This window comes from Corynebacterium sp. 401_CJEI, from assembly GCF_001076435.1.
Lineage (GTDB): Bacteria > Actinomycetota > Actinomycetes > Mycobacteriales > Mycobacteriaceae > Corynebacterium > Corynebacterium jeikeium_D.
The window spans coordinates 105,855-118,069 of record NZ_JVIP01000007.1 but is presented as its reverse complement, the minus strand read 5'-3'; the positions used below and the strand labels follow the sequence as shown (position 1 = coordinate 118,069).

The following is a 12,215-nucleotide window of genomic DNA, read 5'->3' as shown; positions in this document are numbered from 1 at the left end:
CAGTAATGCTGAAAGTCAGACACACTTTTTGCTACTTAACCCACACTTTCAAGCCATTTTTCGGGCTGTTTTTGTCATAAACGCAGTCAGTAACTCGCATTGCCCCACCGCCACCGAACATAAACGAAAAACCCGCCACCCAGACGCATTTTCATACGCCCTGGATGACGGGTACTTGCAGGGGCGACAGGACTCGAACCTGCAACCTGCGGTTTTGGAGACCGCTGCTCTACCAATTGAGCCACGCCCCTTCACCACCAGCGAAAGAACTTTTCAGTCCTTAGCTGACAATGTCCCACCTTACTGCATTGCTGCATAATCAAGGCGGGGTTCGACGAACATCACTGTCCGTAGTAGCGATGGGGGGGATCGAACCCCCGACCTCACGATTATGAGTCGTGCGCTCTCACCATCTGAGCTACATCGCCCCTATTCTCTACCGGACATAAGTCCGTATAAAAGAACAGAGCCCCCTGACAGAATCGAACTGTCGACCTTTTCCTTACCATGGAAACGCTCTGCCGACTGAGCTAAGGGGGCATCAGCATCCGTTAAACCCAGCACGTAACTCTGTGGCCAATTGTTGACCGCTTCGTTTCGCTCTGTGCTCTCCGTGAAGCCTTGCAAAGATTAACCCGAAATCACCACTAAGCACAAATCAGCAGGTAGGCAGTGGTATTTCTTGTCACGTTTGCAGACATTTGGCGCGCACTTATGGATAATCTATTCACTTATCGATGAGCCCCAGCGGAACCATAAGTGAATAGCTCATCGATGAGTGGCTGACCTCTAACTCGAGCCTCTAACTCGAGCCCCTGCCCCCCGCTTAATCCAGAGCCCCTCACTCGAGCCCCTACCCCGCATCCCCATCAACGGGCCCTACAAAAAAATCACCGCGAGAAAATTCTCGCGGTGATTTCACTGTGCCAGATGATGGATTCGAACCAACGAAGGCAATGCCGACGGATTTACAATCCGCTCCCTTTGGCCGCTCGGGCAATCTGGCGTGCACTCTTAAACGGTGCGAATGGAATGCTACCCACTACTCTGTCATTTACACAAATCGGCAGGTCGAGAGGATATTTCCCTACCTGGATTCACCCCTCAGCAGAACTCACCCCAGAGCAGAGCTCACCTCAGAGCAGTGCTCGCCCCTAGGCCCATCTCGCCGATGGAGCTCAATCCACTACCCCACGCGCTCCACGGTGTAGCGAGCAACGTGACGCAGGGCCTCCTTGGCCGCACAGTCAGGAAGGTCAGCGATGACGCGGTCGGACTCATCCAGCAGTTCATTGACCTTCTCCATCGCGCGAGCCACACCGTTGGTCTGAGCCAGGAGCTCGAGGGCCTCGTCGACAAGCGCGTCGTCGGAGACTGGGCCGACGAGAATCTCGCGGAGGCGGTCAGCGGCTGGGGTGTCCTCCTGCAGCGCGTAGAGAACCGGCAGCGTGAAGACGCCCTCGCGCAAGTCAGTGCCCGGAGTCTTGCCGGACTGATCGGTATTGGAGGAGATGTCGATAATGTCGTCGACAATCTGGAAAACGATACCGATTAGTTCGCCATAGCGGCGCAGCGCGTTGGAAATCTCGGCGGACGCACCGGCGTGATAGGCGCCGAGATAACCGGCCGATGCGATGAGCACACCGGTCTTTTCGGCAATGACCTTCAGGTAGCGCTCGATGCGCTCTTCAATCGGCAGGTCCAAGTCGTTGAGGCACTCGCGCATCTGACCTGTGACAAGAACACCGAAGGTCTCAGCGAAGTGAGCCACGCTCTCGGAGCCGAGCTCTGCCAGCAGGCGGGACGCAGCAGCGAAGAGGTAGTCACCGGCCAGAATGGCGACGGTGTTGTCCCAGCGCGAGTTTGCGGAGGGCACGCCGCGGCGCTTATCCGCTTCATCCATGACGTCGTCGTGGTAGAGCGTCGCCAGGTGCGTCAGCTCCAGCACCGTCGCGGCGGTGATGACCTTATCGCTCTCCGGGTTCTCACCGAACTGCGCGGCCAGCATGGTAAACATCGGGCGGAAGCGCTTACCACCAGCGTGAGCTAGGTGGGAAACCCGTTCGACTAGGAAGTCCTCGCCGCGCCCCAGCTCGGTAATCAGGAGGTCCTCGCTCTTGCGCATTCCCTCGGTGATTGTTGCTTCCAGCGCCTCATCAACGAAGTGAGAACTAGTGGCGGTGTGCTCACCAGTGCCCTGAGCACTTCCGGAACTAAGCCCGGAGTAGTCTCCAGTACGCATTCGAGACCTGCCTAACTGACGATAAAAGATAAGAAACTGCTAAATAAACTACCTTACGAGCATAGTGGCTAGCAGACCGGTTCCCATATTTGTTTCAACGTCGTTATACGCTGGGGCAATGACCTCAAGCCCGATTTCGCGAGTTTCCCCCACGTTCGACGGCACCGTCGCTCTACCCAGCAGCACTGACGTGCTCATTGTTGGTGCTGGTCCCACTGGCTCCGCAGCCGCGATTCACGCCGCCCGCGCCGGATTTTCGGTCACTGTGGTCGACTCCCAGCGCTTCCCACGCGACAAAACTTGTGGCGACGGGCTCACTCCTCGCGCCATCTCTGAGCTACGTCGCCTAGGGCTTGACGACGAGCTCCTGCGCCACAACCGCAACCGCGGACTCAAGCTGCACGGCTTCGGCGGCTCCATCACCGCACCTTGGCCAGATGATGCCTCCGGCACTTTCCCCGCTGTCGGATCCGCGATGCCGCGAGTTGAGCTCGACACTTTCTTGCTCAATGCCGCCGCTGATGCCGGTGCGCAGGTCTTTGATGGAGTCGCAGCGCGGAAGGTGGTTCTCGGAGCGCTGAACACTGGCGGCACGCGAGGGCACGGCGTGCGCGCGGTGGAGCTTTCCGACCGCGAGGGCAAGCCACACACCATCTCGGCCCGCTGGTTGCTCGTGGCCGATGGGGTCCGCAGTACCGTCGGCAAGCAGCTGGGGCGTGCGTGGCATCGAGACAGCGTCTTTGGCGTGGCCGCACGGTCGTATGTCAGCTTCGACAGCGCAGACGTAGCGGATGACTGGATTCACTCGCACCTGGAACTGCGCGACTCCGAAGGGCATACGCACCCGGGCTATGGCTGGATTTTCCCGCTGGGCGAGGGCCGGGCGAATGTGGGGTGTGGGGCGCTGGCGACGTCGGCACGCCCGGCGCGCACGAATGTGAAGAAGTTGCTGCGTGAGTACCACGGACAGGTGCGCGATCAGTGGCAGATGAGCGAGCCGGAGCACATGACGTCGGCGCTGCTGCCGATGGGCGGTGCTGTATCGAATGTGGCGGGGCCGAACTGGGCGTTGCTCGGTGATGCTGCGTGCTTAGTCAACCCGCTCAACGGTGAGGGCATTGACTACGGCATGGAGTCGGCGCGACTGGCAGTGGAGCTGATTAGTTCGATTGGTGCGGGCCGCGATGGGCTGACGCACTCCTGGCCCGCCCTACTTCGCGAGCACTACGGCACCGGCTTCTCGCTGGCTCGCAAGTTGGCGCTGACGCTGACGTACCCGAGCTTCCTTCCCACGGTCGGCCCGTTGACCATCGGCGCCCCGTGGGGAGGCCAGCTCATGGGCGTTGCCGCACGCCTGATGGGCAACCTGGTCACGGAACACGACCGCGACGTAGTGGCGCGACTCTGGCGCGCTTCGGGGAGAGCAGCGCTGGCCTCCGATAAGTGCTTCGGACGCCAGCCCTGGCAGTAGGAATCGCTTTACGACGGGCCCTGCGACCCAGCCCGATTGCGAGCTAGCGAGCTACTCCACGGGCTTGGTTGCCGAGTGCAGCGCTGCGATACCGAAGGTGAGATTCTGCCAACCGGCATCCTCCCAGCCAGAGGCATTGATGTCGCGGGCAAGCTGCGGCTGGTTTGGCCAGGCGCGAATCGACTCCGCCAAGTACACGTACGCCTCCGGGTTAGAGGAGACGACCTTGGCGATCTGCGGCAGTGCCCTCATCAGGTACTCCTTGTAGAAGGTGCTGAACACCGGCACTACAGGGGTGGAGAACTCGCAGACTGTTAGCTGGCCTCCGGGCTTGGTCACGCGAGCTAGCTCAGCGAGGCCCGCCTTGTAGTCCACGATGTTGCGCAGACCGAAGCTGATGGTCACCGCGTCGAAGGTGTTGTCCGGGAATGGCAGCTTCATGCCGTCACCGCAGACCTTGGGAACATCGCGGTGTGCACCGGCCTTGAGCATGCCTCGGGAGAAATCACAGGCAACGACGTATGCGCCAGACTTTGCCAACTCCACTGATGAAACAGCCGTACCGGCGGCCAGGTCGAGGACTTTCTGGCCAGGCTGCAGGTTCAGGCGCTTTGCCGTGCGCACGCGCCAGTAGTGGTCAATGCCACCGGTGAGCACGGTATTAGTGATGTCGTAATTCTTCCCCACGCCATCGAACATCGAGGCGACTTCGCTGGGTTTTTTCGTTAAATCAGCCCTAGACACGATGTCCAGATTACGCGACCGACTTCTGACGCGTAGCAGCACCTGCATGGGAGGCATCAATCGCATCTGCTGCGACCTTGCTTGACGTCTCGGCCGCGGAAACCCCAGAAACCTCCTCGTAGTGGCGAACCAGGTCTGCACACAGTGCTTCCCAGGTGCGCTCGGTCACGGTGTCGCGGCAGCGGTTGCGCAGCTGCTTACGTGCCAGCTCATCGTCAACGAGCAGCAGCTTGTCGACCGCCTCAGCCAAATCGCGGGTGAAAGTCTTGGGTTCCAGCAGGTAGCCGTTGACGTCGTTGGTAATCAGGTCGCGCGGGCCGCCTGCGTTCGGAGCGATGGCCGGCACACCGGAGGCGTGGGCTTCCTGTACCGCCTGGCAGAAGGTTTCAAAGTCACCGGTGTGGACGAACACGTCCAGACTGGCGAATGCCGCTGCCAACTTATCGCCGGTGAGCTGTCCGGTAAAGACGGCATTCGGCATCTGCTTCTGCAGCTTCTGCAGCTCCGGGCCATTGCCGACAATGACCACCTGGATATCATCGCGGCCGTTCAGCGCTGCCAGCCGCTCCACAGACTTCTCCGCCGCGAGCCTGCCGACATAACCAACAATCGGCTTGCCCTCCGGGCTCCACTGCTTCCTGAGCTCTTCACTACGCTTTGTCGGAGTAAAGCGAACCGCATCAACACCGCGGCCCCAGCGGTAGACATCACGAATCTTGTGATCCTGCAGGTCCTCAATAGTCGGCGACGACGGCGCCAGCGTTCGGGCGCAGGAGTTGTGAATCACGCGCGTCCACAACCATGCGGCCGTGGAGAGCCCCGCCAACTTGTAGTTCTTGGCAAAACCCGCAACGTCCGTCTGATAGATGGCCACAGCCGGGATGCCCAGTGCCTTGGCAGTCAGCGCGCCCGCACCACCGAGCACAAATGGCGAAGCCAAGTGGACAACATCCGGCTTAAACTGCGTCAGCGCCGACGCTACCCGACGGTTCGGCACACCAATCGGTAGCGAATCAATCAACGGCACCATCACAGTGGGCACACGCTCAATGCGGTAGTCGCAGTAGAACTCTGCCTCTTCCTGCCAGTCCCGAGCACCCGGCGCAATCACCAGCGCCTCGTGTCCTTCACGGCGTAAGTGTTCCAACACCCGCAGCACGGAGTTTGTCACTCCATTGATGTTGGGCAAGAAGCTTTCAGCAATGATGGCAACGCGCATGGTGCTAGTTTTCCATCTCGTCGGAAAGCGAAAGTGACCCTCTGTTTACCTTTTGGGGATCTCTTTGTAAACGACGGGTTGCGCGCAACGACAACCACCACAACGGCGCGACGACGAGAAATGTAACCACAGCGATACTGGTCGCCGGGAGAAGTGACAGCGTCCATGTGCGCCCGGCGACGCGGACGACATTGGGATCAGTGCGGTCGTATTCGACGCGGACGCGCTGCCCCTCTTCCAGACCAACGGGATAGAGCAAACCGGTTGGTGGCGACTGAAAATCGCCATTCTCGTCGACGAAATCAACCGTGGTGCGAAGGAGCTCGACCGAGCGCACATTGGCTACGGACTGCCCCATGTTCGACTCGATATTGCGGTCATTAATGAAGCAGCCAACCACCATGGCCAGACACGACAGCAACAGGCAAATCATCACAAAGAGCAGTACCTGACGAAGGAAGCGCGGCCAATTGGCCAGGGCAGTTTTCCACTGCATGGCGGTCGCGACCTCCTATTTTTCTGTCCCTGATTGTTTCCAGCTCTGATTGGATGCTGCCGGCCGGCTAGTGCTTGTCCAGCACCCCAATCTCCGCATTGTATGCCAGCTTGTGGTGCAACTGCCGACGCGTCGCACGTGTGGTCGCCACCTCGATGACGCGGATGCCGTCGACATCGGTATCCGGGTGCAGCTGCGCGAGCAGATCTGGGAGGCGGTCGACACGCACGTGCTCGACTCCGTAAGCCTGGCAGATGCCCTCAAAGTCCACGTCCTGCGGCGTGCCGAAGATGCGCTCAAAGCTTCCCCGCAGAGCCGGGCTGCCCGCCTCCAGCGTCTCGAAAATACCGCCACCGGCATCATTGGCCACCACGATGGTGAGGTTTTCCGGCCTCGGCTCCAGCGGCCCAATTGCCAACGCTGCGGAGTCGTGCTGGAACGTCAGGTCACCCATAAGTGCAATCGTCCGCGGCGGGCGAATCTCGTCGGCATGCTCACGGTCGGACGCCAGCGCAATACCGATTGCCGTCGCCACCGTGCCGTCGATGCCCGCGGCACCTCGTCCCGCATACGTGTTCACACCCGGGAAAGGCAGGCCCGTGTACGACGCATCGCGCACCGGGTTCGACGCGCCCAGCACCACGTTGTCACCCGTGCGCAGGCTATCCGTCAGCGCCGCCGCCACATGAAATCCGGTCAGCGGTTCCTCCGCTTCAATCGACTCGGTAAGCGTCTCTCGCACGGACTTCACCGCCAATTCGCTGGCAGCCTCACAGATTTTCGTCCACTGCGGGTCCTGCTCCCCCACAGTCTGCACATGCCTAACGACGGCCCTTGCGTTCGCCGTCACATCCGGGAACTCCACCCCAAAACCGTGGTTTTCCGCTTCGGAGACAACGGTCAGCTCGATATCCGGATTGGCCAGCAGCTTAGAGATACCTCGGTGCAGCGTCGGCCTGCCGACTAACACAATCTGCTCCGGCAGAATCTGCGCAAAAGTACCCGCCGCGAGCGGGTGAACCGGGTGCGCCGGCGCATATGCATTCGGCTCAGCGATGGTTGGCAGATCCTCCAGTTCTGGCAGGTGCGAGGCATTCGAACCCGCAATCACGAGTGTGCGGCGGCTGATGTCAATTGTGGCTGTGCTAGCCGAGTTGGCCGGGCCGGTTGCGGTGGCCGAGTTGGCTGCGATGGCGGCCGCGCCGACGTTGTTGCTGTTGGTAGGCGCAATCGTGGTCCAGGGGCCGCCGTCGGCGCGGCCCTCGGGGATGTCGGCGACGGAGTCGTCGTCAGGCACGAGCGGTTCGACAAAACGGACGTTAAGGTGGCCGGCGCCGGATGCCATGGCGGCGACAACGCGATCGATGCGGGCGCGGATCTGCGCGGCGGTGGCCTTCGTGACCGGGGCGGTGCCGTCCAGATCGAACTCGACGACGGAGGCATCAGCGAACAGGCGGTCCTGGACGATGGTCTGGTTCGCGCCAGTGCCTCGATAATGCGCGGGGCGGTCGGCGGTCAGTGCCAGCAGCGGAATGCCCGACGCGGTGGCTTCCACCATGGCGGGCACGAGGTTCGCCACTGCTGTGCCGGACGTTGTAATTACCGGGGTCACCTTGCGGGTGCGCGAGGCCAGGCCGAGGGCGAGGAAGGCGGCGGAGCGTTCATCGATACGTACGTGGAGGCGAACCTTCGCCGCGTCGGCGGCCTGGACCAGAGCGCGGGCGAGCGGGGCGGACCGGGAACCCGGGCACACCACGGCATCGACCATGCCGAGACGCAGCAGCTCATCGACGATGAGGCCCGCTACCACTGCGGATGGGGCTTGTGTGGACTGGACGGCGTGAGTGGTTTCGGTCGCGCCGGTGTCCGGGTCTTGAGGGGTGTCCTGGTTATTGTTCACACTCAATAGGCTACTTGCCGGAAGTTACTGACTAGGTTTATGTCAGTTTGGAAGCCGTTTTTCGGGCTCAAAGTGTCATAAACCTAGTCACTTTCTTGGCGTTATAGATGGGTGTACGCCGCGCGGAGGCGGTCGAACCACCAATCGCGGCGGGGGCCCGGCGCGGCGAGCTCGGCCAGGCGGGAAGGGTCGGGCGCGGGGTTGGTGACGGGCAGTCGGCCATCGATAAGTGGCCGGGGCTCGATGACGTCCTCAATAAAGAGTGACGACGTGGCCAAACCCGCCGCGTTCGGCTCCGGCTGCAGCTCGGTAGTAGGCAGGGCCGCCGCCGTGAACAAGCCGGCAGCCATGCCAATGCCGGTGTCCAACGCGCTGGCGACGGTCACCTTCATCGCCAGCTCCTCGGCCAACCGAAGCAAGCGGCGTGGCCCACCAAGTGGCGCGACCTTCATTACGCCCACGTCAGCCGCCTGTTCGCGCGCAACCAAATACGGATCCTCAGCCTTGCGGATTGACTCATCGGCCGCAACCGGGCAAAAGTCCCCCACTGCGTCGCGGACCTGCCGCAGCTCGGCGACAGTCGCAACGGGCTGTTCCATATACTCCAGCGGGTCCAACTCATGAGCGGCGCGGATGGCCTGCTCCACCGACCAGCCACGGTTCGCATCCACCCGCACCACAGGTTCATAGCCATAGGCTTCGGCCACCGCGGTGCGGACGGCGGCTACGCGCTCGATGTCGTCGTTAAGCGATTGGCCGCTCTCTGCGACCTTGACCTTGAACGTGCGGCACCCGGGGTAACGCCCCACGACCTCCGGCACCTGCTCGGGTGTGATGGCGGGGATGGTGGCGTTGACCTCGACAAACTCGCGCTTCGGGGTGGGCAGGCCAACGTATGCGCATTCGATGGCCGAGCGCAGCCACGCGGCAGCTTCGGGTGCCTCGTACTCCAGGAAGGGAGCGAACTCTCCCCAGGTGGCGGGGCCGTCGATGAGGAGCGCCTCGCGAGTGGTGACGCCACGGAATTTCACTGCCATGGGCAGAGCCACGACGTGGGCGCGGTCGAGGATGTCGTCGATTGGCGGAAGCTGGATGTTGGGCGCAGCGGACACACACATACCCCTCATGCTAGAGACCTTTATGCTGGAAGCCATGACTGATACCGCGAAGTACTCGACCGATAACCCCTTCCGCCCCGAGCAGTGGAAGACGGTTGATGGTTTTGAGGATTTGACCGACATCACCTACCACCGCCACGTCGGCGAGGGCCGCGAAAACGGCATTGTGCGTATTGCGTTTGATCGCCCGGAGGTTCGTAACGCATTCCGCCCGCATACCGTCGATGAGCTCTACCGCGCGCTCGACCACGCGCGTCGCACCCCGGATGTCGGCGTTGTGCTGCTGACCGGTAACGGCCCGAGCACCAAGGACGGTGGCTGGGCATTCTGTTCGGGTGGTGACCAGCGCATTCGCGGTCGTTCCGGCTACCAGTACGCCACATCCCACGAGCATGACGACGCTACCGCGGACGCATCCACCATCGATACCGCGCGTGCCAAGGTCGAGGGTGGCCGCCTGCACATCCTGGAGGTGCAGCGCCTGATTCGCACTATGCCGAAGGTTGTCATTGCCGTGGTCAATGGTTGGGCCGCAGGTGGCGGACACTCCCTGCACGTGGTGTGTGACCTGACACTGGCATCCCGCCAGGAGGCCCGCTTTAAGCAGACCGACGCTGACGTGGGATCTTTCGATGCCGGCTATGGCTCGGCCTACCTGGCGAAGCAGGTTGGTCAGAAGTTTGCCCGCGAGATTTTCTTCCTCGGCCGTTCCTACGACGCTGAGACCATGCACCGCATGGGCGCTGTCAACGAGGTCGCCGACCACGCTGAGCTGGAAGATGTCGCGGTGGAGTGGGGCCGCATGATCAACGGTAAGTCCCCAACGGCGCAGCGCATGCTGAAGTTCGCTTTCAACCTGACCGATGACGGACTGATGGGCCAGCAGGTCTTCGCGGGCGAGGCTACTCGCCTGGCGTACATGACCGACGAGGCCGTCGAGGGCAAGGAAGCGTTCCTGGAAAAGCGTGACCCGAACTGGGACGAGTTCCCGTTCTACTACTAGGGGCAGTTAGGGGGGGGCGCCGGCTGGGGCGCTCGTCGGGCCCTGCACTTTAGCGCTCATTCGTGGCTGTAGAACAGCCGAGAGCGTGCGCTACAGTCACGGGTCTGCGCTAGAGTGCCTCCGACGCTTCGACCGCCAGCCCGCCATTGCGAGTCGGGAGCACCGCACCTTCTACCTGATAAACCTCTCGCAGCATAGCTTCATTAATGACCTCTGCCGGAGGCCCTGCACTGCTGACCCGACCATCGGCTAGAACAACCACATGTTCGCAAAAGCGCGCCGCTTGCCCCAGGTCATGAAGTGTCATCACTACCGCGCAGGGCAATTCCCGCGCACACTTGCGTACCTGCCCGAGAAGCATCAATTGGTTACGCAAGTCGAGTGCGCTGGTGGGCTCGTCGAGAAGCAATACCCGAGGTCGTCGCACAACCGCCTGCGCAAAACTCACCAACTGCCGCTGTCCCCCAGACAACTCAGACATCAGCCGCGATGACAACGCAACCAACCCAAGTCGTTCAATGGTGGCCTGCACTTCTGCCCGCACTGTGGATCCGACACGCAGTGCGGAAAACCCAGAAAACGACTGTTGCCGGGCAAGCAGGACGCTTTCGTACACGGTCAATGAGCTCAGCGGCGGAGGGTCCTGTGGCAAATATAGAGATCTTTCAGCACGTACCTGCCCCGAGCAGTTTTCAAGGCCCGCCAAACACCTCAGCAGTGTCGATTTGCCAGCTCCGTTGGGACCGACCAACGCAGTCACGCTTCCCATCGGAAGAGGCCCAACGTCGACATTGTGCAGGACATGATGGCCGTCGTAAGCAAAAGACACTCCTCGCGCGCTAAGAGCGGACGATTCTGGAGGGGTTTCGCCGAGGGGTTTACCGTCAGGTTTACTGGGGCTGTCGTGATGACCATGTACAGCGTCGTTCCCGACAAAGCGACTTGCCTTTAGCCAACCCACATTTTCCTCCTCTGGCCAGCGATAATCGCGACAAATACGGGCACTCCTACAATTGCGGTAATAATGCCTACGGGAAGAATTACACCCGGTTGAATCACCTTCGACACTGCCGATGCCGCAACCAGAAGCAGCGCCCCTACCAAAGTCGAAGCAGTAAGAAAATAACGTTGATCTTCGCCTACCAATAAGCGCGCAACGTGTGGGCCGACGAGACCGATAAATCCAATCGTACCGGCCATCGACACAGCGGTTGCCGCCATAAAGGACACCACGATAAGGGTCAGCGCACGCAGTCGATCAACGTCTACGCCAAGGGCTTTTGCGCGGTCATCGCCCATCCGGAATGCAGTCAGCGACCAGGCATTGAGGTAAAAGAAGAGTAGCCCCATCACGAATATCACCGCGAGCAACGCAATCTGCGTCCAGTTCGAGCGGGTGAGACTGCCCATCGTCCAGAACACAACCTGTTCCAACTGCGTCTCCGAGGCCAGGTATTGCATCAGGGCCAGTAGAGCGTCGAAAAAGAATACAATCGCGATACCGAGGAGAATCATCCCCTCGACTCCTGGGCCACGAAATCGGGAAAAGAGCAGAATCGCAGCGCAGGCCAGCATCGCGAACACCCACGCAGTCCCGGCCATCCCCAGCACCGCACCGATTCCCTCAGAAGCGAAGCCGGTGACCACAGCCAGGGCAGCACCGAATCCGGCCGCCGCTGACACGCCCAGGGTGTACGGCTCGGCCAGGGGATTTCCCAGAATTGTCTGCATTTGTGAGCCCGCCGCTGCCAGCGTCGCTCCGACGAGCACTGCAGTCACGGTCATCGGAAGCCGAATGTCGAAAACAATCTGGTGGTCAATGGGTCGCGCACCAACCGGATGGGTCAATGTATGCAAAACTTCGCTGGCAGGCATGCTACCGCCACCGAGTAGAAAGTCAGCAAGCGATGTCAAAGCCAACACCACAGTAATCAGAGCGATTATCACCCACTTCTTCCGTGCTGCGCGCTGATACCAGTGAAAAGTTGACTGCACCATTACTCTATCAGGGCTGACTTCCTG

10 protein-coding genes and 4 tRNA genes are annotated in these 12,215 nt (G+C 61.0%); 2 read left to right on the top strand and 12 right to left on the bottom strand.

The features are described from left to right. Window positions 1-178: 178 nt before the first annotated feature. From ADM64_RS01965 to ADM64_RS01945, 5 genes are all read right to left on the bottom strand, one after another. Window positions 179-251: transfer RNA gene (locus ADM64_RS01965), tRNA-Trp, on the bottom strand. 103 nt (window positions 252-354) lie between these two features. After that, window positions 355-428: transfer RNA gene (locus tag ADM64_RS01960), tRNA-Met, on the bottom strand. 39 nt (window positions 429-467) lie between these two features. Continuing rightward, window positions 468-540: transfer RNA gene (locus tag ADM64_RS01955), tRNA-Thr, on the bottom strand. A 384-nt stretch (window positions 541-924) separates the two neighbouring features. Next, window positions 925-1,006 (bottom strand) — tRNA-Tyr (locus ADM64_RS01950). A gap of 180 nt (window positions 1,007-1,186) precedes the next feature. After that, on the bottom strand, window positions 1,187-2,242 hold the full coding sequence (locus ADM64_RS01945) for a polyprenyl synthetase family protein (protein ID WP_049172333.1): 1,056 nt from the start codon (window positions 2,240-2,242) through the stop codon (window positions 1,187-1,189). 118 nt (window positions 2,243-2,360) lie between these two features. On the opposite strand from ADM64_RS01945, the gene ADM64_RS01940 reads away from it, so the two are divergent. Further along, window positions 2,361-3,713 (top strand): geranylgeranyl reductase family protein, encoded by a 1,353-nt coding sequence (locus ADM64_RS01940; RefSeq protein WP_162838041.1) that lies wholly within the window; start codon window positions 2,361-2,363, stop codon window positions 3,711-3,713. Between the two features lie 51 nt (window positions 3,714-3,764). On the opposite strand, the gene ADM64_RS01935 is transcribed toward ADM64_RS01940, so the two are convergent. The 5 genes from ADM64_RS01935 to ADM64_RS01915 form a co-directional block, all read right to left on the bottom strand. Beyond that, a complete protein-coding gene (locus tag ADM64_RS01935) occupies window positions 3,765-4,457 on the bottom strand; it encodes a demethylmenaquinone methyltransferase (protein ID WP_049192994.1) in 693 nt (230 codons plus the stop codon). Window positions 4,458-4,467: 10 nt separating this feature from the next. Next, window positions 4,468-5,676 (bottom strand): glycosyltransferase family 4 protein, encoded by a 1,209-nt coding sequence (locus ADM64_RS01930; RefSeq protein ID WP_016422034.1) that lies wholly within the window; start codon window positions 5,674-5,676, stop codon window positions 4,468-4,470. Window positions 5,677-5,680: 4 nt separating this feature from the next. Next, window positions 5,681-6,172 (bottom strand): DUF3592 domain-containing protein, encoded by a 492-nt coding sequence (locus ADM64_RS01925; RefSeq protein ID WP_049192993.1) that lies wholly within the window; start codon window positions 6,170-6,172, stop codon window positions 5,681-5,683. Window positions 6,173-6,239: 67 nt separating this feature from the next. Beyond that, window positions 6,240-8,072: a 2-succinyl-5-enolpyruvyl-6-hydroxy-3-cyclohexene-1-carboxylic-acid synthase gene (gene menD, locus ADM64_RS01920; protein WP_049192992.1), complete on the bottom strand. Its 1,833-nt coding sequence runs from the start codon at window positions 8,070-8,072 to the stop codon at window positions 6,240-6,242. Window positions 8,073-8,173: 101 nt separating this feature from the next. Further along, window positions 8,174-9,199, bottom strand: coding sequence for an o-succinylbenzoate synthase (locus ADM64_RS01915; RefSeq protein WP_049192991.1), 1,026 nt, complete (start codon window positions 9,197-9,199; stop codon window positions 8,174-8,176). A 13-nt stretch (window positions 9,200-9,212) separates the two neighbouring features. On the opposite strand from ADM64_RS01915, the gene ADM64_RS01910 reads away from it, so the two are divergent. Continuing rightward, window positions 9,213-10,193: a 1,4-dihydroxy-2-naphthoyl-CoA synthase gene (locus ADM64_RS01910; protein WP_016422029.1), complete on the top strand. Its 981-nt coding sequence runs from the start codon at window positions 9,213-9,215 to the stop codon at window positions 10,191-10,193. 109 nt (window positions 10,194-10,302) lie between these two features. On the opposite strand, the gene ADM64_RS01905 is transcribed toward ADM64_RS01910, so the two are convergent. Together ADM64_RS01905 and ADM64_RS01900 are read right to left on the bottom strand one after the other, a co-directional pair. Beyond that, on the bottom strand, window positions 10,303-10,962 hold the full coding sequence (locus tag ADM64_RS01905; RefSeq protein WP_080969612.1) for an ABC transporter ATP-binding protein: 660 nt from the start codon (window positions 10,960-10,962) through the stop codon (window positions 10,303-10,305). A 179-nt stretch (window positions 10,963-11,141) separates the two neighbouring features. Then, window positions 11,142-12,191 carry a FecCD family ABC transporter permease gene (locus ADM64_RS01900; protein ID WP_042389120.1) on the bottom strand — a complete coding sequence of 350 codons (1,050 nt, stop codon included), beginning with the start codon at window positions 12,189-12,191 and terminating at the stop codon, window positions 11,142-11,144. Between the last annotated feature and the right edge of the window lie 24 nt (window positions 12,192-12,215).